Annotated in this window: 26 protein-coding genes; 16 read left to right on the forward strand and 10 right to left on the reverse strand. The window is 62.9% G+C overall.

Annotation, left to right across the window (positions count from 1 at the left end):
- Positions 1–2: 2 nt before the first annotated feature.
- The 7 genes from ACSQ3L_RS23765 to fabD all read right to left on the reverse strand — a co-directional run bounded on the left by ACSQ3L_RS23765 (position 3) and on the right by fabD (position 6,140).
- Positions 3–893, reverse strand: coding sequence for a YicC/YloC family endoribonuclease (locus ACSQ3L_RS23765; protein WP_436162117.1), 891 nt, complete (start codon positions 891–893; stop codon positions 3–5).
- 161 nt (positions 894–1,054) lie between these two features.
- Positions 1,055–2,281: an endolytic transglycosylase MltG gene (gene mltG / locus ACSQ3L_RS23770; RefSeq protein WP_436162118.1), complete on the reverse strand. Its 1,227-nt coding sequence runs from the start codon at positions 2,279–2,281 to the stop codon at positions 1,055–1,057.
- Between the two features lie 102 nt (positions 2,282–2,383).
- The gene (fabF, locus tag ACSQ3L_RS23775) at positions 2,384–3,646 is read right to left on the reverse strand and encodes a beta-ketoacyl-ACP synthase II (protein WP_436162119.1); all 1,263 of its coding nucleotides are present in this window, start codon (positions 3,644–3,646) and stop codon (positions 2,384–2,386) included.
- A gap of 34 nt (positions 3,647–3,680) precedes the next feature.
- Positions 3,681–3,917: an acyl carrier protein gene (locus ACSQ3L_RS23780; protein WP_006203723.1), complete on the reverse strand. Its 237-nt coding sequence runs from the start codon at positions 3,915–3,917 to the stop codon at positions 3,681–3,683.
- A gap of 211 nt (positions 3,918–4,128) precedes the next feature.
- Positions 4,129–4,866, reverse strand: coding sequence for a 3-oxoacyl-[acyl-carrier-protein] reductase (fabG, locus tag ACSQ3L_RS23785; RefSeq protein WP_436162120.1), 738 nt, complete (start codon positions 4,864–4,866; stop codon positions 4,129–4,131).
- A gap of 30 nt (positions 4,867–4,896) precedes the next feature.
- On the reverse strand, positions 4,897–5,121 hold the full coding sequence (gene relB, locus ACSQ3L_RS23790) for a type II toxin-antitoxin system RelB family antitoxin (protein ID WP_436162121.1): 225 nt from the start codon (positions 5,119–5,121) through the stop codon (positions 4,897–4,899).
- 65 nt (positions 5,122–5,186) lie between these two features.
- Entirely contained in the window at positions 5,187–6,140 is a 954-nt protein-coding gene (gene fabD / locus ACSQ3L_RS23795; protein WP_436162122.1) for an ACP S-malonyltransferase, read from the reverse strand.
- A gap of 252 nt (positions 6,141–6,392) precedes the next feature.
- Between fabD and ACSQ3L_RS23800 the strand changes: the two genes are divergently transcribed.
- Positions 6,393–8,345 (forward strand): LTA synthase family protein, encoded by a 1,953-nt coding sequence (locus tag ACSQ3L_RS23800; protein WP_436162123.1) that lies wholly within the window; start codon positions 6,393–6,395, stop codon positions 8,343–8,345.
- A gap of 48 nt (positions 8,346–8,393) precedes the next feature.
- Here ACSQ3L_RS23800 and ACSQ3L_RS23805 read toward each other — a convergent pair whose 3' ends face one another.
- Positions 8,394–10,040 carry a pilus assembly protein TadG-related protein gene (locus ACSQ3L_RS23805; protein ID WP_436162124.1) on the reverse strand — a complete coding sequence of 549 codons (1,647 nt, stop codon included), beginning with the start codon at positions 10,038–10,040 and terminating at the stop codon, positions 8,394–8,396.
- Between the two features lie 487 nt (positions 10,041–10,527).
- On the opposite strand from ACSQ3L_RS23805, the gene rpsF reads away from it, so the two are divergent.
- The 13 genes from rpsF (at position 10,528) to ACSQ3L_RS23870 (ending at position 22,802) form a co-directional block, all read left to right on the forward strand.
- A complete protein-coding gene (gene rpsF / locus ACSQ3L_RS23810) occupies positions 10,528–11,028 on the forward strand; it encodes a 30S ribosomal protein S6 (RefSeq protein WP_436162125.1) in 501 nt (166 codons plus the stop codon).
- Positions 11,028–11,276, forward strand: a complete 249-nt coding sequence (rpsR, locus tag ACSQ3L_RS23815; protein ID WP_006203718.1) for a 30S ribosomal protein S18 — start codon at positions 11,028–11,030, stop codon at positions 11,274–11,276. Before rpsF ends, rpsR begins: the two co-directional genes overlap by 1 nt.
- A gap of 220 nt (positions 11,277–11,496) precedes the next feature.
- The gene (gene rplI, locus ACSQ3L_RS23820) at positions 11,497–12,081 is read left to right on the forward strand and encodes a 50S ribosomal protein L9 (protein WP_436162126.1); all 585 of its coding nucleotides are present in this window, start codon (positions 11,497–11,499) and stop codon (positions 12,079–12,081) included.
- 299 nt (positions 12,082–12,380) lie between these two features.
- Entirely contained in the window at positions 12,381–13,685 is a 1,305-nt protein-coding gene (locus ACSQ3L_RS23825) for a class I SAM-dependent methyltransferase (protein ID WP_436162127.1), read from the forward strand.
- 68 nt (positions 13,686–13,753) lie between these two features.
- Positions 13,754–14,077 (forward strand): YnfA family protein, encoded by a 324-nt coding sequence (locus ACSQ3L_RS23830; RefSeq protein ID WP_436162128.1) that lies wholly within the window; start codon positions 13,754–13,756, stop codon positions 14,075–14,077.
- A 1-nt stretch (position 14,078) separates the two neighbouring features.
- Complete coding sequence (locus ACSQ3L_RS23835) at positions 14,079–15,047, forward strand: small ribosomal subunit Rsm22 family protein (protein WP_436162129.1); 969 nt, start codon at positions 14,079–14,081, stop codon at positions 15,045–15,047.
- A 219-nt stretch (positions 15,048–15,266) separates the two neighbouring features.
- Positions 15,267–16,757 (forward strand): replicative DNA helicase, encoded by a 1,491-nt coding sequence (locus ACSQ3L_RS23840; RefSeq protein ID WP_127261333.1) that lies wholly within the window; start codon positions 15,267–15,269, stop codon positions 16,755–16,757.
- A gap of 222 nt (positions 16,758–16,979) precedes the next feature.
- Positions 16,980–18,383: a DNA repair protein RadA gene (radA, locus tag ACSQ3L_RS23845; RefSeq protein ID WP_436162130.1), complete on the forward strand. Its 1,404-nt coding sequence runs from the start codon at positions 16,980–16,982 to the stop codon at positions 18,381–18,383.
- A gap of 63 nt (positions 18,384–18,446) precedes the next feature.
- Complete coding sequence (locus tag ACSQ3L_RS23850) at positions 18,447–19,115, forward strand: CvpA family protein (protein ID WP_436162131.1); 669 nt, start codon at positions 18,447–18,449, stop codon at positions 19,113–19,115.
- Between the two features lie 104 nt (positions 19,116–19,219).
- Positions 19,220–20,689 (forward strand): amidophosphoribosyltransferase, encoded by a 1,470-nt coding sequence (purF, locus tag ACSQ3L_RS23855; protein ID WP_436162132.1) that lies wholly within the window; start codon positions 19,220–19,222, stop codon positions 20,687–20,689.
- Between the two features lie 216 nt (positions 20,690–20,905).
- Positions 20,906–21,646 (forward strand): SDR family NAD(P)-dependent oxidoreductase, encoded by a 741-nt coding sequence (locus ACSQ3L_RS23860; protein ID WP_436162133.1) that lies wholly within the window; start codon positions 20,906–20,908, stop codon positions 21,644–21,646.
- 136 nt (positions 21,647–21,782) lie between these two features.
- A complete protein-coding gene (locus ACSQ3L_RS23865; protein ID WP_436162134.1) occupies positions 21,783–22,412 on the forward strand; it encodes a hypothetical protein in 630 nt (209 codons plus the stop codon).
- Positions 22,413–22,580: 168 nt separating this feature from the next.
- Positions 22,581–22,802, forward strand: coding sequence for a hypothetical protein (locus ACSQ3L_RS23870; RefSeq protein WP_436162135.1), 222 nt, complete (start codon positions 22,581–22,583; stop codon positions 22,800–22,802).
- 3 nt (positions 22,803–22,805) lie between these two features.
- On the opposite strand, the gene ACSQ3L_RS23875 is transcribed toward ACSQ3L_RS23870, so the two are convergent.
- Complete coding sequence (locus ACSQ3L_RS23875; RefSeq protein WP_436162136.1) at positions 22,806–23,312, reverse strand: OsmC family protein; 507 nt, start codon at positions 23,310–23,312, stop codon at positions 22,806–22,808.
- A 211-nt stretch (positions 23,313–23,523) separates the two neighbouring features.
- Between ACSQ3L_RS23875 and aguA the strand changes: the two genes are divergently transcribed.
- Positions 23,524–24,630, forward strand: a complete 1,107-nt coding sequence (gene aguA / locus ACSQ3L_RS23880) for an agmatine deiminase (protein WP_436162137.1) — start codon at positions 23,524–23,526, stop codon at positions 24,628–24,630.
- Positions 24,631–24,670: 40 nt separating this feature from the next.
- Complete coding sequence (locus ACSQ3L_RS23885) at positions 24,671–25,774, forward strand: polyamine ABC transporter substrate-binding protein (RefSeq protein ID WP_436162138.1); 1,104 nt, start codon at positions 24,671–24,673, stop codon at positions 25,772–25,774.
- A 15-nt stretch (positions 25,775–25,789) separates the two neighbouring features.
- On the opposite strand, the gene ACSQ3L_RS23890 is transcribed toward ACSQ3L_RS23885, so the two are convergent.
- Positions 25,790–26,497 (reverse strand): response regulator transcription factor, encoded by a 708-nt coding sequence (locus tag ACSQ3L_RS23890; RefSeq protein ID WP_436162139.1) that lies wholly within the window; start codon positions 26,495–26,497, stop codon positions 25,790–25,792.
- Positions 26,498–26,593: the final 96 nt, after the last annotated feature.

A 26,593-nucleotide genomic window follows, 5' to 3' on the forward strand; every position in this document is an offset into this window, starting at 1 on the left:
GGCTACTCCAGATTCTGGATCTGTTCACGAAACTGGTCGACCACCGCCTTCAGCTCCAACCCGATCGCGGTGACAGCGGCGGCATTCGACTTCGAACACAGCGTATTCGATTCGCGGTTAAATTCCTGTGCCAGAAAATCAAGCTTGCGGCCGACCGCGCCGCCGCCCTTCAGCAATGCCCGGCCGGATGCGACATGCGTTTTCAGCCGGTCGATCTCTTCGCGAATATCGGCCTTGGTGGCCAGGAATGCCGCCTCCATATGCAGTCGGGTCGCGTCCAGATTGGCGGAAGCATCCATCAACATCCTGACCTGCTCGGCGATGCGCTCGCGGATCGCCACCGTCTCGCGTGACGGATCCACCTCGGCCCGCAGCGTCAGCGCTTCGATCATGTCGATATGACCCGACAGTAGCAAAGCAAGCGCGGCACCCTCGCTCTGTCGTGCCTGTTCGAGCCCTTTAAGGGCCACCTCGAGCGCGACCATGATCGCGGCATCGAGCGCAGCTCGCGCCTCTTCGGTTTCGACAGTTTCGGGAATGTCGAGCACGCCGCGCAGCGAAAGCAATCCGTCCGATGTCGCGGGAGCAACGCCGAATTGCTCCTGCAGCCTTTTGGCGAGCCCCGCCAGGTCTTTCAGGAAGGCCTCATTGACGATCGGCTGCGCTTGCGTGCCGGCGGCACGGCCGATGCTCAGCGTCGCCTGGAAATTGCCTCGCGAAAAACGCTTCTGAAGTATCTGCCTGACGGCCGGTTCCAGCCGCTCGAAGCCTTGCGGCAGCCGCAGCCGCACCTCGACGCTCTTGCCGTTGACGGACTTGACCTCCCAGGCGATCGAGGTGCCTTCATGCTCGGCGACGGCTCGCGCAAAACCGGTCATGCTCTGCAAATTCATATCGCCCACGTGTCCCCTGGCGCATCAGCCCCGAAACCGGCTTTCCGGAGCGGAGTAAATACGACTTGAAAATGACTGCGCGCCCAGGCGCGTCGAAAACGGACGCGGGGCGCTCTTCCACATGTCAGGGCGTTGCCCGGTCGGCAACGCCTTTCTTCATCCTACTGGGCAGCGCCCGCATCGCCTTCGCCGCCATCAACCGGCTTGTCGGCATTGCCGTCGCTGGCGCCAGTGGTGTTGGCGGCCTTAGCGGCGTCATCGGCTTGTTTCTTCAGCAAGGCGCGATAGCGGGCGACATTCTCATTGTGCTCGTCCAGCGTCGCGGCAAAGACATGCCCGCCGGTGCCATCGGCGACGAAATAGAGGTCGTCGGTCTTCGACGGATTGGCCACCGCCTCCAGCGCCGCACGACCCGGATTGGCGATCGGCGTCGGTGGCAAGCCGCTGATCATATAGGTGTTGTAGGGCGTCTGTTTCTGGATGTCCGACTGGTAGATCGGCCGGTCCGCCGGCTTGCCCTTGCCGCCGAACAGACCGTAGATAATGGTCGGATCGGATTGCAGGCGCATGCCCTTGGCAAGCCGGTTCAGGAAGACGGCGGCGACCCGCGAACGCTCGTCACCCTTGCCCGTCTCCTTCTCGACGATCGAGGCCAGCGTAACGAACTCCTCGACGTTGGCCAGCGGCAGGTCCGGCGCGCGCCGCTGCCAGACATCATCGACCAGCTTCTTCTGATCCGCCAGCAGCTTGTCGACCATCTGCTGGCGCGTCGCGCCGCGCGTGAAGCGCAGCGTGTCGGTGGCGAGGCTGCCCTCGGGAGGCGTGGTCGCCGGCATATCGCCGCTCAAGGCAGGCTCGTCGGCGATGCGCTGCAATGCCTGCTCGACCGTCAGCCCTTCTGGAACGGTCAGCGAATACATCACCGACTTGCCACTCTTCAGAAGCTCCATGATGTCGCGCATGGAGGCCCTGGGCTTGATCTCGTATTCGCCGGCCTTCAGCGCCGAATCATTGCCGAAGGCGCGCACGCCGAGGCGGAATATCCGGGCATCGCTGATCAGTCCGCGGCGTTCGAGCTGGTCGGCAATATCCTGGACGCCGGTGCTCGGCTTGACCAGGAAGGTGTCGCCATTGGCCGAGGGGCCGGGTTCGGTGAATTCCTGCTTGCCGAAATAGACCGCGACGCCGGCAGCCAGAACCATCAGCATCACCGAGGAGATGACGAAGTTCATGAACACGACGACCTGGCTGCGTGACGCACGCGAGCGCTTCGGCGGCGGCGTGCCAGCCTCCGGCCGCAACGCCTCGCTGGCCGTTTTCGGCACTATCGGTCCGGATGTCGCCGGCCGTTGCCCGAATTCTCCGTTATCTGCCGGATTTGTGTTCATTTCGCCCTACCGTTCGATCGCCCAACGAATCCCCAGCGGCAGAGTAGGGGCGAATATGGCAAAATTGACGGCACGCCGAAGCATCGCCCGGCGGCCGGACGATCATCCATTGTAGCGCTGGAAGACCAGCGACGCGTTGGTCCCGCCAAAGCCGAAGGAATTGGACAGCGCCACATCGATCTGGCGGGCACGCGGCTTGTTCGGCACCAGGTCGATCGCGGTTTCGCGCTCCGGGTTGTCGAGGTTGATGGTCGCCGGCGCGACATTGTCCCTGATGGCAAGGATCGAGAAGATCGCTTCGGCCGCACCGGCCGCCCCCAGGAGATGGCCGATCGACGACTTGGTCGACGACATCGAAATCTTCGACGCGGCATTGCCGACAAGCCGCTCTACCGCGCCAAGCTCAATCGTGTCGGCCATGGTCGAGGTGCCGTGCGCGTTGATGTAGTCTACATCGGCAGGCGTCAGCTTGGCCCGGTTCAGTGCCGCCGTCATGCAACGGAAGGCGCCATCGCCATCCTCGGCGGGCGCGGTGATGTGATAGGCGTCGCCGGTGAGACCGTAGCCGGTCACCTCTGCGTAAATCTTGGCGCCGCGCGCCTTGGCATGTTCGAGCTCCTCGAGCACGACGACGCCGGCGCCCTCGCCCATGACGAAGCCGTCGCGGTCGCGGTCATAGGGGCGCGACGCCGTTTGCGGTGCATCGTTGCGATCGGTCGACAGCGCCCGGCATGCGGCGAAGCCGGCGATCGACAGCCGCGTCACCGGCGCTTCGGCGCCACCGGCGACCATCACGTCGGCATCGCCCCACATGATCAACCGGGCAGCATCGCCAATGGCGTGCGCGCCGGTCGAACAGGCCGTGACGACGGCATGGTTCGGGCCTTTCAGCCCGTGCCTGATCGAAACCTGCCCGGAAACGAGATTGATGATCTGGCCCGGGATGAAGAAAGGACTGATGCGGCGCGGACCGCGTTCCCTGAGGATCATCGCGTTCTCCGCGATGCCCTCGATACCGCCAATGCCGGAGCCGATCAGGACGCCGGTGGCGCATTGCTCTTCATGCGTCTTTGGTTCCCAGCCGGAATCCTTCATCGCCTCATCGGCGGCGGCAATCCCGTACAGGATAAAGTCGCCGATCTTGCGCAATTCCTTCGGCTCGAGCACGGCCTCGGGATTGAAGGTGGCATTGCTGCCGTCGCCACGCGGAACGACGTGGGCGATCTTGCAGGCAAGATCCTCCACCTCGAACTCGGTGATGCGCTTGGCTGCGCTGCGGCCGGTCAGAAGTTCCTTCCAGCTGTGCTCAAAGCCCATGCCGAACGGCGACAACAACCCAAGGCCCGTGACGACGACACGCCTCATCGCAGGTCCTCCCCGGTGATGACTGCAGAAAGCGTCAGGCCGAAGCCTTGTCGATGTACTTCACGGCATCGCCGACCGTCAGGATGGTCTCGGCCGCGTCGTCGGGAATCTCGACGCCGAATTCTTCTTCGAACGCCATGACGAGTTCGACCGTGTCGAGGCTGTCGGCGCCCAGATCATCGATGAAGCTCGCCTGCTCCGTCACTTTGTCGGCATCGACGCCAAGGTGCTCGATGACGATCTTCTTGACGCGCTCTGCGGTGTCACTCATTTGGGCATCCTCGTCTTTTGTTTGTCTGTCTTCGTTAGCGGGCAGAATGCCGCTAATCAAGCTGAAAGATGGTCCTGCCGGAAACGCAACGGCTACGGACCGGTTTTTGCCCGAACCGCCGGGTTGCGGGCCGCATTACACGAAAAATAGCCGAGGTCCAAGCCGAAACGGTCTCTTTTCACAACCCTGTGGTGTTGCTGCCGGACCTCGTTCAAATCATCGCCATGCCGCCATTCACATGGATGGTCTGGCCGGTGACATAGGCTGCTTCGTTGGAGGCGAGATAGGCGACGGCGGACGCGACTTCAGCGGTGGTGCCCATGCGGCGCGTCGGGATCGCCGCCATGATCGCCTCTTTCTGCTTGTCGTTAAGCTTGTCGGTCATCGCCGATTCGATGAAGCCAGGGGCGACGCAGTTGACGGTGATGTTGCGGGTGGCGATCTCCTGCGCCAGCGACTTGGAAAAGCCGATCATGCCGGCCTTGGAGGCGCAATAGTTGGTCTGGCCTGGGTTTCCGGTGACGCCGACGACCGAGGTGATGTTGATGATGCGGCCATGGCGGCGGCGCATCATCGGATGGGTGAGTTCGCGGGTCAGCCTGAACACGGCGGTCAGGTTGACCTCGAGCACGGTGTCCCAGTCGGCATCCGACATGCGCACGAACAGCCCGTCCTTGGTGATGCCGGCGTTGTTGACCAGGATGTCGACGCCTTCGAGATCGGCCTCCGCCTTCTGGCCGAGCGCCTTAACCTCGTCACGGTTCGACAAATTGGCTGGAAACAGCTTGACCCGGTCGCCAAGCTCGGTGGCCAGCGCTTCCAGTTTCTCGACGCGGGTGCCATGCAGGCCTACGATGGCGCCTTGCGCATGCAGGACCCTGGCGATCGCCTCGCCGATGCCGCCCGATGCACCGGTGACGAGCGCCTTGCGGCCAGTCAATTCGAACATGTCTCTTCCTTCTCTCAAACCGGACAACGGTTATCTGTAAACATCGCCGCACCAGAAGTCGCCGGCTTTCATCGTGTCTTCCTCGCCGCTCCTGATCCGCGCCAACACCTCGGCTGCAAGATAATAGTCCTCTATATCCTCAAGACCACGCTCGATGAACTCACGTAGATGATAGGCCTTGCTCCGGCCGGTCCTAGACGCAAGAGCATCCAGGCGCTGCCAGACTTCTGCAGAAAGACGGATCGAGGTGGACATGCCGCACCTTGGTTGCGATGCCCGTATTCATGTGGCCGGGCGTTGGTGAATTCAAGCCAGGCGGTTCAACCAAGCGCCGCCAGTGCCGCTTCGACCTCGGCCGCGGAACCGACCGAGGCAGTGGCGATGTCGCGGTTGATGCGCCGCGCCAAGCCTGAAAGCACCTTGCCGGCGCCAATCTCGTAGAGCGTTGTGACGCCGTTTGCGCCGAACCATTCCACCGTCTCGCGCCAGCGCACACGGGCAACCACCTGCTCGAACAGACGCCGTGCGATCTCGTCCGGGTCGTTGGTCGGGGTGACTGTAACATTGGGGACGATGGGGACGACCGGCGTGGCCTTCGCCACCCCGGCCAGCGCCTCGCGCATGACGTTCGCGGCCGGGGTCATCAGCGCGGAGTGGAACGGCGCGGAGACCTGCAGCATCAGCGCGCGCTTGGCGCCCTTTTCGGTGCACAGTTTGGCCGCCAGTTCGACCGCGGCCTTGGTGCCGGAAATGACCAGTTGGCCGCCGCCATTGTCGTTGGCGATCTGGCAGACCGAGCCCTTCCCGGTCCCTTGGGCAGCCTCTGCGCAGGCGGCTTCGACATCGGCCTGTTCCAACCCGATGATCGCCGCCATCGCGCCCTCGCCCGCCGGCACCGCCGCCTGCATCGCATTGCCGCGGATGCGCAGCAGCCGGGCGGCATCGGCAACCGAAACAAAGCCGGCGGCTGCGAGCGCCGAATACTCGCCCAGCGAATGGCCGGCGACATAGGTGACCTTGTCCTTCAGCGAGAAGCCGCGCGATTCCAGCGCCCGGATCGCGGCCAGCGACACGGCCATCAGCGCCGGCTGCGCGTTGGCGGTCAGCGTCAACACCTCTTCTGGCCCTTCCCAGATCAGTTTCGACAGATTTTCGCCGAGCGCGTCGTCGACCTCCTGGAAGACCCTGCGCGCCTCCGGAAAGGTGTCAGCAAGATCCTTGCCCATGCCGACAGCCTGGCTGCCTTGTCCAGGAAAGGTGAATGCAACGGCCATGCGAGGGCTCCCAAGGGCTGGTTTTGCTTGCCTGATAGACGAGTTTTTCTTGCCTGTGACGCAAGGCAGGCCGCCAAGTCAAGCCCGGTTCACCGCTGCCCGACGGCGACTTTGCCTGCCGAGCCCCTGTTGCGAAAGGGTTTTTGGCGATCACTCCTGATGAAAACCGCTCACGATTCGTTTGCTGGCTCTTCTTATTTTCGCTACAGCCGCTAGCTTTGCGTGACAATTCCATGACAATCGAGTGACGTGTTGTCGCTGGGTGGGGAAGTTAAAGTGGCAAAGAGTTCGAAACGCGCCGGAAAAGCCGCGCCACAGTTCCTGGAAGACGATCCGTCCACCGGCTATCTGCCAGGCAGGAGATGGCCGGTCGTGCGCTATGGGCTGATCAGCCTGGCAATCGCGGCTGTCCTGGTGTTTGCCATCGAGCTGATCGTGCGCGGCGACTTCGCCGGCACCGTCTCCTTCTTCCTGCAGCCGTTCAAGCCCGGCTGGACCACCATTGTCGTGTTCGCGCTGCTCCTGATCGGCTTCGATGCGGTGCTCGGCCGCAGCCACCAGAGCCTGATGATCGTCGCGCCGCTGACCCTGTCGCTTGCTTTCGTCGGTCACCAAAAGTCGCACTATCTCGGCGATCCGCTCTATCCGACCGATTTCCTTTATGCCCGCCAGATCTTCGCGCTGTTGCCGCTGCTGGTGCGCGAACGGCCGATGACCGCGCTTGCCATGGTCGTCGGCATCGTCGCCGGCCTGTCGTTGCTCGTCTACGGCTGGCGGCTATGGCGCCGCAAGGTTCCCGCACTCAGCCGCAAGGGCCGCCTTGCGCGGCTGACGCTGGCAGTACCGCTGCTCGCCTTCTTCGTTTCGATCATGGACTACGCCACCTTCTCCTGGACCAGGGATCGGCTGCAGATCATCCCGATCATGTGGGATCAGAAGGAAAACTATGCCTCCAACGGCTTTGCGCTGGCCTTTGCTCTCAACGTGCCTATGGCGCACGTTTCGGCGCCGCCGGGCTATTCCGACAAGGCAATCGCCGCGATCGGCAGGACTGATGTGATCGCCTCGGTGCCCGCCGAAAAGCCCGACATCATCATCGTCATGAGCGAGTCCTTCTGGGATCCGACCAAGCTGCCCGGCGTCAGCATCACGCCCGATCCGATCCCCAATGTGCGGGCGCTGCGCTCTGGCTCGATGTTCTCGCCGGAATTCGGCGGCATGACCGCCAACATCGAGTTCGAGGCGCTGACCGGCTTTTCCAACGCTTTCCTGCCCGCCGGCAGCATCCCCTATCAGCAATATGTGCGCACGCCGACGCCTTCGCTCGCGACTTTCCTGAAGAGCCAGGGCTACCGGGCGCGCGCCATCCATCCCGGCACCAACTGGTTCTGGAACCGTGGCGCGGTCTACGCCGATTTCGGCTTCAACGATTTCAAGTCGGAAGAAACGCTGCCGCCCATGCAAAAGCGCGGGCCGCTGGCATCGGACGCGGCGATGACCGACGAGATCATCGGCGAGGCCGACGCCAGCGACGAGCCGGTGTTCTTCTTTGCGGTCAGCCTGCAAAACCATGGTCCCTACGAGCCGAACCGCTATTACAATCCGACACATAAGGTGCAGGCGCCGATCAGCCAGTGGGCGCGCGAATCGCTGCTCAGCTACGCCGAGGGCTCAGCCGATGCCGATCGCGGTCTTGAACGCCTCGTCGAGTGGGCGAAGAAACGCTCCCGCCCCACCGTGATCGCCTTTTTCGGCGACCACCTGCCGCCGCTGGGGCCGGTCTATGTCGAAACCGGTTTCCTGAAGGACAATGTCGCGCCGCGCAAGGAAGCGTCGCCCGAGGCTGCACTCGAACATCACGAGACGCCTCTGGTCATCTGGTCGAACCGCACCGGCCCGGCTGAGGACATGGGCGCCGTCAGCCCGGCCTTCCTGCCCTATCATATCCTGAAGACGGCCGGCATCAGCCATCCCTATTACACCGGCTTCCTGGGCGAGATGCGCGAACGTTACCGTGTCGTCGACCGCAATTTGCTGCTGACGCCGACTGGCGAGGCCACGCCCGATTGGGCGCGGCAGAAGGAGATCGACCCGGCAATCCGCGACTTCCGCCTGCTGCAGTACGATATGATGTTCGGCAAGCGTCGGGCAGCGCCTGACTTCTTCCCCGAAACGGTCGACAAGGTTGTCGCCCATACGAGTTGAGACGGATCGATCCCGTCAGGGCCGGCCCATCTCTCTCGGACCAAGTGTTCAATTCGTCAATTGCAGTTTCGTAAACTTGTTGGCGATCTGCAGGAACACGTTCGGCAGTTTTGCCGGATCGTTGACGGCATAATAGCCGCTCGGATCAGAGGCGCATGCGCTGTAAAGCTCGCGGTTGGCGGCGGTGTCGGACTGCAGCACCATGGTGTAGATTTGCACGCCCTCGTTCTTCAATTGCGTGCAAACGCTTTTGGTCCAGCCGTCGACATTGCGCGCCGCGGTGATCTGGTTGTCGGATCCGAAACGGCCACCCGCCAGATAGCCATAGGATGTGTAGTCGGACTTTGTCGCAAGTTCTTCGCTTGCGCCATAGACGACGTTCTCTCCATCGGTGAGCAACAGCACGATCTTGCTGATGCCAGGCGTCTTCCACGGCGCTCCATCGGTGTAGGGCGCGGCGGGCGACAGCACCCGCATGCCCCACGACAGGCCTTCGGAGACATTGGTGCCTGAACCGTTCCACTCGGTCATCTCGCTGGCTGCCTTGCGCAACTTGTCGAAATCGTCGGTGAGGGGAACGACCGGTGTGGGGCAGGCGCGGTTCGGGCCAACGGTGACAGGGGTGCCCGTCTCGGTGATGAGCTCCTTGACGGGCGCCACATATTTGGCGACCTTCTCCTTGGCAGCCTTGCCGGGCGTCAACGGATCTTCGAGATCGCTGAAATCGATGCCGAGACGGTTGCCTTTCTGCTTATCGAGCTTGGTCTTGTCGTAGCCGTCGTCGAGATAGGAATTGTTGTAGTGCCTGGCCGAGTTGCCATACGAGGCAGACGGCGTTTGGGCAATTTCCGGATCGTCCGGCGCAAAATACGGCACGAACAGCGTGTCGGGCTTGTCCGGATCGGGCGGCGTGTCGGAAATATTGTAAGCGCCCGGCCGCGCCTCGACGCAGCCTTTCCATCCGGTGCCGTTCCATCCCGCATCTGTCCATCCGGTCGCCTTGAGCTGCTTGAAAAGCGCCATATGATGGGGACGCTTGCCGTCGATGACCGGGAAATTGACACCGTTGGTGGAAGACTTGCCGTCCATGTCGATCCAGGACGGGTCGAATTCATCGCCATCGACATTGACGGCCGTGACGAATGGAACCAGCGAAGCCCGGACCTGGCGCGTCGGCGATTTTGCCGACTCGAGCGTGTCGAGCAACGATTTCGTCGCCGTCCTCAGCGCCGTCATGCGAGCGCCGGCCATGGAACCGGTGTTGTCCAGCACCAGCACGACTTCGAGCTGATTGTTCGATTCGACCGCGGAGGCATCGACCGCGATGTGCTTGCTGTTGCCGAACAGGAAGGCGAAGTTGAGATTGACGTCCGCCGAGGCAACCGCCTTTGTCTTGACGAAGTTGACGCCCTTGTCGACAGTCAATGTCGCCTGCGCATTGCTGAGTTCGCCATGACCGACGATGTTGGCCTGGAAATAGCGGTTGAAAGCGTCATTGCGGCTGATGTCGAGATCGCCAAGATGCGAAGAAGCAAGGTTTGCCGAATCAAGGGCATTCTGCAGATTGCCCTTGGCCCGCATCAGGGTCGAGACATCGGTTGCAAAACCGACAGCCGTCAGGATGACCGGCAAGCCCAATCCCAGCACTAGCGAGAAATTGCCGCTCGTCGAGCGCCAGAACTTGTTGAGAAGCATCCATACCCCCGGAAAATGCTTGCCGCGCTTTTTGTGCGCGGGTTATCCGGCTTCTGCGCCTCGCATGATGAATCGACGGTTGACGCTGGGTTTCAACTCCGCACGACCTGACATTGTGGTTAAGGCGCAGTTGCCGGAAAACCCCGAAGCCTAGCCGTTATTGCTGTTTGATTTTTGGCCGCCTGCGACGCGGACGACATCATCTGCTTACGACAAACGACATCGCCTGCCCTTGCGTTGTAGCCGGATTGCTATATAGACGCCCGCAATCTGCCGGTCCTTGCTGGGGGCTGAACGGAGGGCCGGAGGTTTTCTCGAAAACCTTCGTGTGAAGCCAGAAGTGCTTCCGCCTCCCGTGTCTCCGCTCTCGACCGTCTCGTTATGCTCCTTTCTTCCCCGTACCCTTCGAGGGTTTGCGGGTCAGAGAAGTTGCAGAGGCTTTTGCCGCCGGGAACCGGGAGAGAAACGAAGAAAGGCATAAGACATAATGGCTCTTTACGAACATGTGTTTCTTGCCCGGCAGGACCTCTCGCAGCAGCAGGTCGATGCGCTTGTCGAACAGTACAAGGGTGTCATCTCCGCAAATGGCGGGTCCGTCGGTCGGGTCGAGAACTGGGGACTGAAGTCCCTCACCTACCGGGTCAACAAGAACCGGAAGGCTTACTACACGCTGATGGACCTGAATTGCCCGGCGGCCGCGCTCAACGAGATGGAGCGCCAGATGGGCCTGTCCGAAGACGTGCTGCGTTTCCTGACCATCAAGGTCGAGGCGCATGAGGAAGGCCCCTCGGCCATGATGCAAAAGCGCGAAGAGCGCTCGGACCGCGGCGGCTTCGGCGACCGCGACCGTGGCGATCGTGGCCCGCGCTCATTCGGCGACCGCGATCGCGGCGACCGCGGCGATCGTCCGCCGCGCTCGTTCGGCGACGCTGGTGCCGATCGTGGTCCGCGCCGTCCGCGCGAAGGCTTTGAAGGGGGTGCAGAATAATGGTCGACATCAACCAGATCCCGACCCGGCGCCCGTTCCATCGCCGCCGCAAGACCTGCCCGTTCTCGGGTGCCAACGCGCCCAAGATCGACTACAAGGACGTGCGTCTGCTGCAGCGCTACATTTCAGAGCGCGGCAAGATCGTGCCGTCGCGCATCACCGCCGTCAGCCAGAAGAAGCAGCGCGAACTCGCCAAGGCGATCAAGCGCGCCCGCTTCCTCGGTCTGCTGCCCTACGTGGTTCGCTAATATCTCCAATGCGGGCGGCTCGCCGCCCGCTCTTCTCCCACGGCGACGGGCGCCGCAGGATTGAATATCAAATCCCGGGTTGAGGCTAAAAACCTCTAACTGCCGCGACAGGCAGGACAGCGACACCAGCGCCTCAGGCGCTCAAGCTTCCTGACCTGTTCCAGAGACATTCGGCGTCGATCTCATCGATCGATTGGCGCCCAACAGAAGGAACAAAACCATGGAAGTCATTCTTCTCGAACGCGTTTCCCGCCTCGGCCAGATGGGCGATACCGTCAAGGTCAAGGACGGCTTTGCCCGTAACTTCCTGCTGCCGCAGGGCAAGGCGCTGCGCGCCAACGAAGCCAACAAGAAGAAGTTCGAAGGCCAGCGCGCGCAGCTCGAAGCCCGCAACCTCGAGCGCAAGTCGGAAGCCGCCCAGGTTGCCGAAAAGCTCGACGGCAAGAGCTTCATCGCCGTTCGCTCCGCCGGTGAAACCGGGCAGCTTTACGGTTCCGTTTCGACCCGCGACATCGCCGACCTGCTGACTGCGGAAGGTTTCTCGATCAACCGCAACCAGATCCTGCTCAACCAGCCGATCAAGACCATCGGCCTCACCAATGTGGCGATCGCGCTGCATCCGGAAGTCGAAGTCACCATCACGCTCAACATCGCCCGCACGGCCGACGAAGCCGAACGCCAGGCCAAGGGCGAGACGCTGACCACCGCCGAAGCCATCTATGGCGACGACATCAACGACAATGCCCGGCCGGAAAACTTCTTCGACCCGAACACCGAGTTCGAAGGCGGCGAAGACAACGCCTGATCGTACGTCGCAAGGGGATTGGAGCTGTGCTCCGATCTCGATTGAAGCATTGCTTCGATCACTTTGCCGTCATCCAGCCATGCTGGACCAACGCCCGGGCCTCTCGCCCGGGCTTTTTTGTGCCAAATGGAACTTTTCGAATCCCTATATATTGTTGCAGACTATGGCGTCGCGCGTCCTTTGGCCGCGCTAACTACGCTGTACAACTTTGGTTCGGCGCAAGACCTCCGGCGAAAACCGTTGCCGATTTTCGGGTCACGCGCCGAGACAGCCTGTCTGGCCGAGAGGGGACATTGGTCATGAATATTCTGTTGAAGCGCGTTCTCGACCGGCTGGTGCGCACCGGCAATCTCAAAGTGACCGGCCCCAAGGGCACGGCGGTGGTTTTCGGCGACGGCAGCGGCGAACCGGTGCACATGCACATCAAGACCGCGCATGCAGAGCGCGCCATCACCTTCGATCCGATGCTGGCGGTGCCGGAAGCCTACATGGACGGCGAACTCGACATTCTCGAAGGTGGCGTGCTGGGCGTGATGCGCATCGCCTTCCAGAACATGGGCAGCGGCGGCATCGACGCCACCTGGTCGAAGGCCATCGAAGGGCTGCGCCACGCCTTCCGCCGCCTGCAGCAGATCAACACCGCCTCGCGCTCGCGCCGCAACGTGCAGCGCCACTACGATCTGTCGGGCGACCTCTACCGGCTCTTCCTCGACGAGGACATGCAATATTCCTGCGCCTATTTCGAGCAGCCGGACATGACGCTGGACGAAGCGCAGGCCGCCAAGAAGCGCCACATTGCCGCCAAGCTCCGGCTGAAGGCCGGCCAGACGGTGCTCGACATCGGCTCCGGCTGGGGCGGGCTCGGCCTCTATCTCGCCAAGGCTTTCGACGTCGACGTGCAGGGCGTGACGTTGTCGACCGAGCAGCATGGCGTCGCCACCGACCGGGCGCACGCGCAAGGGCTGGAAAGCCGCGTGCATTTCGAGCTCAAGGACTACCGCGAGCTCAACGAGCGTTTCGACCGCATCGTCTCGGTCGGCATGTTCGAGCATGTCGGCGTCAACCATTACCGCACCTTCTTCGACAAAAGCGCGACGCTGCTCAAGCCGGATGGTGTCATGCTGTTGCACACGATCGGCCGCTCCGGCGTGCCGTGGGCGACCAGTGCCTTCATCCGCAAGTACATCTTCCCGGGCGGCTATATTCCCGCGCTGTCGGAAGTCATGCCGGCTATCGAAAAGTCGGGCCTGGTTGTCACCGACGTCGAGATCCTGCGACTCCACTATGCCGATACGCTGAAGCACTGGGGCCAGCGCTTCGCCGCCAACCGCGACAAGGCCAAGGCGATCTATGACGAACGCTTCTGCCGCATGTGGGAGTTCTATCTGGCTGCCTCGGAAGCCGCCTTCCGCTGGCAGGACCTAGTCATCTTCCAGATCCAGATCGCCAAGAAGAACGATACACTGCCGATGTCGCGCGACTACATAGCCAAGTGCGAAAAGGCGCTTGAGATGCGCGATATGGGGCATCGTGAAACGGCACCGGTCAAGAAGAGCCCTGCCGCCAAGCCGGTTCGCCGCCGCAAGGTTGCTGACCAGGAATAAGCATTGCCGCTTGCCATTGCCGGCGCCTGCACTGAAAAAGGTCCCGTGATCGTCTCGGGACCTTTTTCATGACCTACGTGCTTTATGCCGCTGCCGCTCTGGCCGAGATCGCCGGCTGCTTTTCGTTCTGGGCCTGGTGGCGGCTGGAGAAGTCGCCGCTGTGGCTGCTTCCCGGCCTCGCCTCGCTTGCCCTGTTCGGCTTCCTACTGGCGCTGGTCGATACGTCAGCCGCCGGCCGCGCCTACGCCGCCTATGGCGGCATCTACATCGTGGCGTCGCTTGGCTGGCTGTGGTTGGTGGAGGGCGTGCGTCCCGACCGCTGGGATTTTACCGGTGCCGCGCTCTGTATTGCCGGCGCTTCGGTGATCCTCCTCGCCCCTCGGGGCGCGTGAGATGGAGCTGCCGGCGTCCCTTCGCCAAGGTGTGGAGCGCCTGCTCGAAAACGTCCCCTTGGCGACGTTGAAGCAAGCGGCAAAAACGCTGTCCGACCGCTATCGTGCCGAGTTGCGCGACGGTCGCCTACACATGGCCGAGGATCTGGCGGTGAAGGCCTATCTGGCGACGCGGCTGCCGGCGACCTATGCCGCGATTCGAGCCAGCCTCGACGCGCTGAGCGACACCAAGCCCAGCTTTCAACCCAGGAGCCTGCTCGATGTCGGCGCCGGCCCTGGTACGGTGCTTTGGGCCACGACCGATCAGTGGCCCGATCTCGAACAGGCGGTGCTGCTGGAGGCAAGCGCGGCGGTGCGCAAGGTCGGCGAGACACTTGCCGCCGGCGCGATTGCCACCCAAACCAGATGGCTGGCGGGTGACGCCACCATCGACCTTGCCGATCTCAAGCCGGCCGATCTGGTCACTTGCGCCTATGTGCTGGACGAAATTGCCCCCGCATCCCTGCCGAAGCTCATCGACCGGCTCTGGCAACTCACTGGCGATACGCTGCTGGTCGTCGAGCCAGGCACGCCTGCCGGCTGGCAGCGCATCCTTGCCGTGCGCCGGCGGCTGATCGAGGCGGGCGCGCATGTGCTTGCGCCTTGTCCGCATCAGGCTCCCTGCCCGCTCGCTCCGCCCGACTGGTGCCATTTTTCCCGCCGCGTCGCCCGCTCGCGCCTGCACCGGCTGGCCAAGGATGCCGATGTGCCATGGGAGGACGAGAAGTTCATCTATGTCGCGGCGTCCCGAGACCCGCCGATTTCGCACCAGGCGCGGGTTCTTGCGCCGCCGAAATCCGGCTCCGGCAAGGTGTTGCTGAAACTTTGCGAGAGCGACGGCAGCGCCGGCGAAAAGCTGTTCACCAAGCGTGACGGCGAGACGTTCAAGGTCGCGCGGCGGTCGGACTGGGGCGACATCCTGGAGATTTGACCATGCAAATGTTCTTGATTTGTTCTTGCTTTTCGCGTAAATTGCCACCCTGCCGAGTCAACTGAAATCGGGACACGGGAATTCTGTCCTGTGGACGATTTGTCGTTCCTGTGAACAAGCGAGCATCGATGTTGGTTGGCATCGGCACTGTTGCAGATAAGTCAGCACTGACTTCTCCCATTCTGTTATCGAAAAGCCGGGATCGAAATCGGGGATATCATGGCAGAAGCAGCGCGAAAATTCGGCGTCGCGGAAACACCGCTTTATCGTGAAGCGCCAAACAACATCGAGGCCGAGCAGGCGTTGCTCGGCGCCATCCTCGTCAACAACGACGCCTTCTACCGCGTCTCGGATTTTCTCAAGGCCAGCCATTTCTACGAGCCGCTGCACCGCAAGATCTTTGAGGTGGCGTCCGAGTTCATCCGCATGGGCAAGGTGGCGACGCCGATTACGCTGAAAACCTTCTTGCCGGCCGACGAGAAGGTCGGCGACATGACGATGGCGCAATATGTCGTGCGGCTGGCGGTGGAAGCCGTCACCGTCGTCAATGCTACCGACTATGGCCGCGCCATCTATGATCTTGCCACGCGCCGGGCACTGATCACCGTCGGCGAAGACATGGTCAACATCGCCTATGACGCCCCGGTCGACATGGCGCCGGGCGAGCAGATCGAGGACGCCGAGCGGCGGCTGTTCGAGCTGGCCGAAAACGGCCGCTACGATGGCGGGTTCGAAAGCTTTTCCGATGCGTTGAAGAATGCCGTCGACATGGCCAGTGCGGCCTACATGCGCGACGGTCACCTGTCCGGCATTGCGACGGGCCTACGCGATCTCGACCACCGCATGGGTGGCCTGCAGCCATCCGATTTGATCATCATCGCCGGCCGCCCAGGCATGGGCAAGACGTCGCTGGCCACCAACATCGCCTACAACATCGCTGCCGCCTATGAGCCCGCCCAGCAGGCCGATGGTTCCGTCAAGGCGGCCAATGGTGGCGTCGTCGGCTTCTTCTCGCTCGAAATGTCGTCGGAGCAGCTGGCCACCCGCATCATTTCCGAGCAGACCGAGATCCCATCGTCGAAAATCAGGCGCGGCGACCTGACGGAGGCCGATTTCGGCAAGCTCGTCGCCTACACGCAGGAGAACCACAAGCGCCCGCTCTACATCGACCAGACGGGTGGTATTTCGATCGCGCAGCTCGCGGCGCGCGCCCGCCGCCTCAAGCGCCAGCGCGGGCTCGACCTGATGGTGATCGACTATATCCAGCTGATGCAGGGTTCGTCCGCCAAGGCGTCGCAGAACCGCGTCCAGGAAATCACCGAGATCACCACCGGACTGAAGGCGCTCGGCAAGGAGCTTGGCGTGCCGATCATCGCCCTTTCACAGCTCTCGCGTCAGGTCGAAAGCCGCGACGACAAGCATCCGCAGCTGTCCGACCTGCGCGAATCGGGTTCGATCGAGCAGGACGCCGACGTGGTGCTGTTCGTGTACCGCGAGGAATATTACATCAAGAACAAGGAGCCGGAAAAAGGCACGCCCGAGCACCTAGCCTGGGAAACAAAGATGATCGAGGTCCAGGGCAAGGCCGAAGTGATCATCGCCAAGCAGCGCCATGGCCCGACCGGCACGGTCAGCCTCGCCTTCCAGGGCGAGTTCACCCGCTTCTCCGACCTCGCCGAGGAGCATCATTTGCCAGAAAGGTTCGAGTGACCTCTTGAGACAGGTCTCGTTCCTTGGCGCCCCCCTCTGTCCTGCCGGACATCTCCCCCTCCAGGGGGGAGATTGGATGTCATCACCCCTTTCGCCAATTTTTGAGGCAGAAAAAAAGAGGCAAGCGCTGAAGCTGCAAATCTCCCCCCTAGAGGGGGAGATGGCCGGCAGGCCAGAGGGGGGCGCTGCCCCGCCAGCATGCCACCACGTGGCATCCCTCTAATGGCCAAATCCCGGGTCCAATTCATCTGCCAGCGTTGCGGATCGGTGCATCAGCGCTGGGCCGGCAAATGCGATGCCTGCGGCGAGTGGAACACGCTGGTCGAGGAAGGCACGTCCGGGGGCATCGGCTCGGGGCCGGCCAACACGCGCAACGCCCGCAAGGGCCGCGCGGTGGTGCTGACCACGCTGTCCGGCGACATCGAGGACGCGCCGCGCATCGTCTCGGGAATCGGCGAACTCGACCGCGCCACCGGCGGCGGTTTCGTGCGTGGCTCGGCGTTGCTGGTCGGCGGCGATCCCGGCATCGGCAAGTCGACGCTGCTCACCCAGGCGGCTGCCGCACTTGCCTCGAGAGGCCACCGCATCGTCTATGTCTCGGGCGAGGAAGCCGTCGCGCAAATCAGGCTGCGTGCGCAGCGTCTCGGTGTCGCTTCCACGCCGGTCGAACTCGCGGCCGAAACCAATGTCGAGGATATTCTTGCGACGATCGCGGACGGCAAGCGGCCCGACCTCGTCATTCTGGATTCGATCCAGACGCTGTGGACCGACCTTGCAGATTCGGCGCCGGGCACCGTCACCCAGGTGCGCGCCGCCGCGCAGGCGATGATCCGCTATGCGAAATCCACAGGGGCGGCGATCGTGCTCGTCGGCCATGTTACCAAGGAAGGCCAGATCGCCGGGCCGCGCGTCGTCGAGCACATGGTCGACGCCGTGCTCTACTTCGAAGGCGAAGGCGGCCACCACTATCGCATCCTGCGCACGGTGAAGAACCGTTTTGGACCGACCGACGAGATCGGTGTCTTCGAAATGTCGGACAAGGGCCTGCGCGAGGTCGCCAACCCGTCCGAGCTTTTCCTTGGCGAACGCCATGCCAAATCGCCCGGTGCCGCGGTTTTCGCCGGTATGGAAGGGACGAGGCCGGTGCTGGTCGAGATCCAGGCGCTGGTTGCGCCCTCCTCGCTCGGTACGCCGCGCCGCGCCGTTGTCGGTTGGGACGGAGCCCGGCTGTCGATGATCCTGGCGGTTCTCGAAGCCCATTGCGGCGTGCGCTTCGGCACACACGATGTCTATCTCAACGTCGCCGGAGGCTACCGGATTTCGGAGCCCGCGGCCGATCTGGCGGTAGCGGCGGCCCTGGTTTCCTCGCTCACCGGTCTTGCCCTTCCCGCCGATTGCGTCTATTTCGGCGAAATCAGCCTTTCGGGCGCCGTGAGGCCCGTTGCGCATGCGCAACAGCGCCTCAAGGAAGCCGAAAAGCTGGGTTTTGGAAGCGCGGTTCTGCCCTCGGGCAGCGGGGAACTGGCCGGAGGGATCGGAGCCGGTTCTTTCCAGCCGACCGAGCTTGCCGACCTCGTGGCACGCATAGCCGGCTCACGCCGAAGCCGCGTGGACGAAGAAGATTAGAGCATCGGACCCAGAACCCGATGCTCCGCGCTATAATGCGGCTCATGGAGTGGGGCGAAAGACATGCCGATTACGCTGCTTGACGGAATTCTCGTCGGCTTCACTCTGGTCTCGGCGATGCTCGCCATGGTTCGCGGCTTCTCGCGCGAAGTCCTGTCCGTTGTCTCCTGGGCAGCAGCGGCAGCGGCGGCGTTCTTCTTCTACAAGCCGGTTGTGCCTTACCTCGCGCCCTATATCGAGAATGAAAAGGTCGCCATGGCGGCCGCCGCCGGCGTCGTCTTCATCATCGCGCTGATCGTCGTCTCGGTCATCACCATGAAGCTCGCCGACTGGATCATCGATTCCCGGATAGGCGCGCTCGACCGTACGCTCGGTTTCCTCTACGGCGCCGCGCGCGGCATTCTGGTCGTCGCCGTCGCCCTGCTGTTCTTCAACTGGCTGGCCGGCGCCAAGGCACCGGCCTGGGTCACGGAGGCCAAGTCGCGGCCGCTGCTCGAGCAGATCGGCGCCAAGCTCGAGAGCTTGCTGCCCGAGGATCCGGAAAACGCGATCCTCAAGAAGCTCAACCCGAATCAGCCGGCCGCAGAGACGCCCGCTGCTCCGGACGCACCGGCGGCGGATGCCCCGGCCGGTGGCGATGATGCCAACACGCCGGCGCCTGACGACAATGACGCAACACCACCGGCGGACAACGCCCCGGCCAATCCGGCACCGGCTGCACCGGCAAACTGACGCCGAAAACGGCGTCAGGACCTGACGATGGTGTGAACGACTGCACGGCCCGCGTTGCTTTCGGCGCGAACCCGCATTATATGGCGATTTTAGCGGAGCTTAAGATGGCAGACGCAGACGACGTGCTTTCCGCCGAGGCCGACGACCATTTCCACGACGAATGCGGTGTGTTCGGCATTTTTGGCCGCCAGGACGCGGCAGCCATCGTCACACTGGGCCTGCATGCGCTGCAGCATCGCGGCCAGGAAGCGGCCGGCATCGTTTCCTATGACGGCAGCCAGTTCCATGTCGAACGCCATGTCGGCCTGATCGGCGACACCTTTACCAAGCAGCGCGTCATCGACAGCCTGCAAGGCAACCGCGCCATCGGCCATACGCGCTACGCCACGACGGGCGGCGCCGGCATGCGCAACATCCAGCCCTTCTTCGCCGAACTCGCCGACGGCGGCTTCGCCGTCGCACATAACGGCAATCTGACCAACGCCATGACCGTGCAGCGCGCGCTGCAGAAGCAAGGCGCGATCTTCTCCTCCACCTCCGATACCGAGACGCTTTTGCACCTCGTTGCCACCAGCAAGGAGCGCGACCTCAACTCGCGTTTCATCGATGCGGTGCGGCAGGTCGAGGGCGCGTTCTCGCTGGTGGCGATGACGGCCAAGAAGATGATCGGCTGCCGCGATCCGCTCGGCATCCGGCCGCTGGTGCTCGGCGATCTCGACGGCGCCTGGATACTGGCCTCCGAAACGTGCGCGCTCGACATTATCGGCGCGCGTTTCGTGCGCGACCTGAAGCCCGGCGAGATGGTTGTCGTCACGTCCAAGGGCATCGAGAGCATGTTCCCCTTCGAGCCGCAGAAGACCCGCTTCTGCATCTTCGAATATGTCTATTTCGCGCGGCCGGATTCTTCGGTCGAAGGCCGCAACGTCTATGAGGTGCGCAAGCGCATCGGTGCCGAACTGGCGGTCGAAAGCCCTGTCGAGGCCGATATCGTCGTGCCGGTGCCGGATTCGGGCACGCCGGCGGCGATCGGTTTCAGCCAAGCCGCCGGCATTCCCTTCGAACTCGGCATCATCCGCAACCACTATGTCGGCCGCACCTTCATCCAGCCCGGCGATTCGATCCGCCACATGGGCGTCAAGCTGAAGCACAACGCCAACCGCCGCATGATCGAAGGTAAGCGCGTGGTGCTGGTCGACGACAGTATCGTGCGCGGCACCACCAGCCAGAAGATCGTGCAGATGGTGCGCGACGCCGGTGCCAAGGAAGTGCATATGCGCATCGCCTCGCCGCCGACACGCGCCTCCTGCTTCTACGGCGTCGACACGCCGGAGAAGTCGAAACTCCTGGCATCGCGCATGTCGGTGGAGGAGATGGCCGAATTCATCCGCGTCGATTCTCTCGGCTTCCTTACCATCGACGGACTTTACCGCGCCGTCGGCGAGGCCAGCCGCGACAACGACCAGCCGCAATTCTGCGACGCCTGCTTCACCGGCCAGTACCCGACCCGCCTGCTCGACTTCGAAGGCCACGACAATGTGCGCACGCTATCGTTGCTGGCGACGAGCGGGACTTAGGCCGGACCGTCATTTGTTTTCGCCAGTTTGCCCCCCTCTGTCCTGCCGGACATCTCCCCCTCAAGGGGGGAGATTAGCCGGTATTGGGCTTAACGCCAGTTCTGCACCGTTCGCAATTGGCGAAACCGTCGCGTACAGTCGATCTCCCCCCTTGAGGGGGAGATGCCCGGCAGGGCAGAGGGGGGTGTTTCACACCGACCTTACGGAATCCATAGCATGACCCTCGACCTCACCGGCCGCGTTGCGGTCGTCACCGGTGCCTCGCGCGGTATCGGCTATTTCATCGCCAAGGAATTGGCTGCCACCGGCGCGCATGTCGTCGCGGTGGCGCGCACCGTCGGTGGGCTGGAAGAGCTCGACGACCAGATCAAGGCAGCTGGCGGCCAGGCAACGCTGGTGCCGCTCGACCTCGCCGACATGGCGGGCATCGACCGGCTGGGCGGCGCCATCCACGAGCGCTGGGGCAAGCTCGACATTCTCGTCGCCAATGCCGGCGTGCTCGGCGTCATCTCGCCGATCGGCCATGTCGAAGCAAAAACCTTCGAGAAGGTGATGACCATCAACGTCACCTCGACATGGCGGCTGATCCGCTCGGTCGACCCGCTGCTGCGGCTCTCCGATGCCGGCCGCGCGATCATCCTGTCTTCCAATGCGGCGCACTCGGCGCGCGCCTTCTGGGCGCCCTATGCGGCGTCCAAGGCGGCCGTCGAGACGATGATGCGCTCCTGGGCGCATGAGACGCAGAGCCTGCCACTGCGCGTCAATGCCGCCGACCCCGGCGCCACGCGCACCGCCATGCGGGCGCAGGCGGTGCCAGGCGAGGATCCCGAGACGCTGCCGCACCCCTCGGAGGTCGCCAAACGCATCGTGCCGCTGGCCAGCCCGGAGCTGAAAGAGACCGGGCTGATCTTCCAGGCCAAGCACAATCGCTTCGTCGCCTATCGTCAGCCGGAATAAAACTTGAGTCTTCTTGACGCATGTCGGTTTTCCCAAAACCGCTGCACACTTTTGGGCGACATGCGTAGGGATTAAACAGGCCTCCGGCAACGTTTCTTCTGACGTAACCCGTCGAAGACCAAACCGGAGGACCGACATGCGTAAACTGCTTCTCGCCACCGCCGCCACACTGATCGCAGCCTCGGACGCCGCTTACTCGCAAGATGCCACGATGAGCTTCTTCGTCACCAGTGTCGGTTCCGGCAAGGGTGCCGACCTCGGTGGCCTCAAGGGCGCCGACGCGCATTGCGCGTCGCTGGCGGAAGCCGCCGGTGTCACCGGCAAGAGCTGGGCCGCCTATCTGTCGACCAGCGACACCGATGCGCGCGACCGTATCGGCAAGGGGCCGTGGGTGAACGCCAAGGGCGTCAAAATCGCCGACGACGTCGCCTCGCTGCACAGCGATGCCAACGGCATCACCAAGCAGACGGCACTGAACGAGAAGGGGGAGGTCGTGAACGGTCGCGGCGATACGCCGAACCGCCACGACATACTGACCGGCTCCAAGCCCGACGGCACTAAGATCGCCGATCAGACCTGCGGGGACTGGACGATGAGCGGGGCGGAAGGGGCCGCAATGATGGGCCATCATGACCGCACCGGCCTTGACGATTCGGCTGCCGCCAAATCCTGGAATTCCTCGCACGCCTCGCGCGGCGGCTGCAGCCAGGAAGCGCTGAGGGGCACCGGGGGCGATGGCCTGTTCTATTGTTTTGCCACCAACTGAGCCGATTGGGCTTTAACAATCGAGGCAAGAACCCGCTGTCAGATCACGCGGCTGTGATGTGACGGCGGGAAGCTGCGCGGCGGTCATGCTTTCGTCATTTCCGTGGAGTTGGTAGGGTCACAGCGACTCCCACAACAAGCGCCCAACTGGCAGAACAAGGAAATCCCCATGGCTACGACCGCAGCAGCGTTGGTCTGGTATCTGGTAATCGCCGGCCCGCAGGGCGGCATGGTCGTGCTGCCCAGCACTTTCGACAAGCGCGAACAGTGCACCGCCGCCATCACCGAATATCAGAAGCAGCCGACACCGGCCGGCTGGTCGGTACAATGCGTGCCTAGCGCCTCGCCCTTCTCCGACGAGGGCGACGCAGAAGAGCCGTCAGCACAATAAGCGTCAGCGCCGTGCGCTGACCGTCAGCTCGGGCCTGCTGTTGATGGTCTGGAACACCACGCAATAGCGCTCGGTCAGCTTCAGCAGCGAATCTATGCGCTCCTGCGGCTCGTCGGTGTCGAGCTTGAAATTGAGCCGGATAGCGCGAAAGCCGACCGGCGCATCTTTTGCCACGCCGAGCGTGCCGCGAAAATCGAGATCGCCTTCGGCCTCCACCGTGGCGGCGCCGAGTTTGAACTCGAGCGCCGTCGCCACTGCCTTCAGCGTCACCCCGGCGCAGGCCACCAGTGCCTCCAGCAGCATGTCGCCCGAGCAAAGCTCAAGGCCTGAGCCGCCTGTTGCCGGATGCAGTCCGGCGATGGCGAGAGCCCTGCCTGTCTCCACCTTGCAGGCGACCGACTGGTCGTCGATAGACCCCTTGGCGCGAAGCGTGATCAGGGCCTGCGAAGCATCGTCACGATAGGCCTGCTTCAGCGGCGCTTGCATGGCCTTCAGTTCGGTCGCATCCATCCGCTGTCCCCTTTCGTCGACTGTTTCCACCTCGGCATGACGCCGTCCGGTCGAGATTTGCGCCGATCGCCAATGGATGGCAATGCCGTTCAGCAATACTGGCCAGCCGCCGCCGGCGCGAACACCGATATCCCAAATGGGACATTGACGGACAAGGTCTCAAAAACGTCTGATCCGTGCAGTCATCACTCCATTTCCCGGCGGACCCCAGATGCCCCGTACCCTCTCGACAAAGCCGAAACAGGATGGGTTTCGCGCGCCTGGCGAATTCGAACCCAAGTCAGGCTGCTGGCTGATCTGGCCGGAGCGGCCAGACACCTGGCGCCTCGGCGCCAAGCCGGCGCAAAAGCTGTTCGTCGATGTCGCCGCGGCGATCGCGCAGAGCGAGCCGGTGACCGTGGCGGCATCCGCTCGCCAGTGGCAGAATGCCAGGGCGCGATTGCCTGGTCATGTACGTGTCGTGGAGATGTCCACCAACGATTCCTGGCTGCGCGACAGCGGACCCAATTTCGTCGTCAACGATCAAGGCGACGTGCGTGGCGTCGATTGGATCTTCAACGCCTATGGCGGTTTCGACGGCGGCCTCTATTCACCATGGGACCTGGATGATTTGGCGGCGCAAAAAGTGCTCGAAATCGAGAACATGGATCGCTACCGGGCGCCTCTGATCGCCGAGGGTGGTGGGCTGCAATGCGATGGCCAGGGCACCCTCATCACCACGGAGCAATGCCTGCTCAACCGAAATCGCAATGCCTATCTCGGCAAGGCCGAGGTGGAGCGCCAGCTCGGCGACTATCTCGGTGTCGACACCGTCATCTGGCTGCCACGAGGCCTCGCCTTCGACGAGACCGACGGTCATGTCGACGACCTCTGCTGCTTCGTGCGCCCCGGAGTGGTCGTGCTGAGCTGGACCGACAATCGGGACGACCCGCAATACGAGATCGTGCGCGAAGCCGAAGAGGTGCTGCGTTCGGTCCGTGACGGGCGTGGCCGCGCGCTGGAGGTCCACCGGCTGCCCCATCCCCTGCCGATCGAAATGACGCCGGAAGAGAGCGAAAGCGTGGACCGGCTGGATTCGACCTGGGCGCGGCCGGCCGGGAACCGGATCGCGGCGAGCTACATCAACTACTATCCGGGCAACAGCGTCGTGGTCGTGCCGCAGTTCGGCTGCGATCTCGACGTAGCGGCCAAGCAGACGCTGGCCGCGCTGTTTCCCGAGCACAAGATCATCGGCATCGAGAACTCGCGCGAGATCTTGCTGGGCGGCGGCAATGTCGCCTGCATCACCTTGCCGGTCTATGCCCCGCAACGGCGTTGACGGATGACGCCAAAAACCAGCAGCGAAAAGGAGAACACTCATGCGCGCTGTGATCGTCTCAACCCTGCTTGCGGGGCTTGCTTGCGGCATCTGCGCCGGCGCGGCCTCGGCGGATGAGGAAAAAATCGTCAACGTCTACAACTGGTCCGATTACATCGCGCCGGATACCGCCGAGAAATTCGAGAAGGAGACGGGCATCAAGGTTCGCTACGATGTCTATGACGGCAACGAGGTGCTTGAAACCAAGCTGCTCACCGGCGGCTCGGGATATGACGTGGTCTACCCCTCGGCCTATCCGTTCCTGAAGAACCAGGTGACGGCAGGCGCTTTCCTGGAACTCGACAAGTCGAAGCTTTCAAACCACTCGAAGATCGATCCGCAAGCCCTGGCGCTGATCGCTGGCGCCGACCCGCGGAACCTGCATGCCGTGCCCTATATGGCAGTCACCGACGGCATTGGCTACAATGTAGCCGCGGTCAAGCAGCGGCTGCCGGACGCGCCGACGGACTCCTTCGCCATGGTCTTCGACGTGGACGTGGTCAAAAAACTCTCCGATTGCGGCGTGGCCATGATCGATGCGCCGGCTGAAGTCATCCCGATGGCGATGAACTACCTTCACATCGACCCCAAATCCACCAGTCCCGACGACCTCGCCAAGGTCGAGGAATTGATGGGCAAGGTGCGGCCCTACATCCGCTATTTCCACTCGTCGAAATACATCAATGACCTGGCAAACGGCGACATCTGTGTGGTGCTGGGCTGGTCGGGCGACATCCTCCAGGCAAGGACCCGCGCGGCGGAATCCGTGAAGAAGCTGGAGATCGCCTATTCCATTCCTAGGGAAGGCACGCTCATCAACTTCGATACGATGGCGGTGCCGAAGGACGCGCCGCATCCCGACAACGCCCAGGCCTGGATCAATTTCAATCTGCGGCCCGATATCGCCGCGGCCAATTCCAGCTATGTCTCCTACGCCAATGCGATACCGGAGTCCCTGCCGCTGATGGACAAGGCAATAGCCAGCGATCCCGGCGTCTTTCCGCCAGATGCCGTCAAGGCCAGGCTGTTCGTGGTCGACAACAACGACCCAAAGCTGCTGCGATCGCAAAACCGCATGTGGACGCGCATCGTGACGGGGCAATAGAGCCCGCGGAAGCCGTCAGTCCCGAGCGGCTGCGCCGATCGCCGCCAGAAGCTCGACCTGGGAGTGTACGCCGAGCTTGCGATAGATCTGCTTGATGTGGTTGCGGACGGTGCCGGGCGATATGGCGAGGCTTCGCGAAATCGTCTTGGCATTGCCGCCGTCGAGCAGGTGTCGTGCAATCTCGGTCTCACGCGTGCTCAAACGCGAGCGGGCGTCACCGATTGCGACGCCTTTGTCCCGGGAGCGGCACAGATGAAGCAGTCTTTCCAGAATGAGCCGTGTCGCGCTGCTTGTCGCGCAAGCCATCGCCACATCCCGCTCGCCAAAGGGTGCTGCCCCGTTTCGCCTGAGAAAAGTGACATAGCCTGCGGTCAGCCTGTCGAGATTGAACACGCCGGTTATCTCGTCGAAGCTATCGGAAGGGCCGTAGAATTCGCGATAGTAGGGGGTGAACTGGAAGTCGCTATTTCGCAGGGCCGATAGCGGCAACAGGAAATCCTGTCTTGTGCTGGCGAACCTCTGGAAGAACGGATCCTGGCGATAGATGTGGGCGTCGTAGTGGCGGTTCCAGCGATCGGGGCCGGCATCATCGATGGTCAGGGATGTTATATCGCGACGATAGAAACCGACATAGACGCGGTCGGAACCAAGCAGCCCGCTCGCCGCCGCCGTGAAGCGAGCCGACAATTCTTCGGGCGTTGCAGCCATGGCCGCGGCGGCCACGCCGCCGCTCCAGTGTCCAAACCGATCTAGAGAGATGTTCGACTGCATTCCGGCTCACACTAGCGCAAGCCGTTGCAGGTTCAAAACAGCCATTTC

The organism is Mesorhizobium sp. LjRoot246 (assembly GCF_964254115.1).
Classification (GTDB): Bacteria; Pseudomonadota; Alphaproteobacteria; order Rhizobiales; family Rhizobiaceae; genus Mesorhizobium.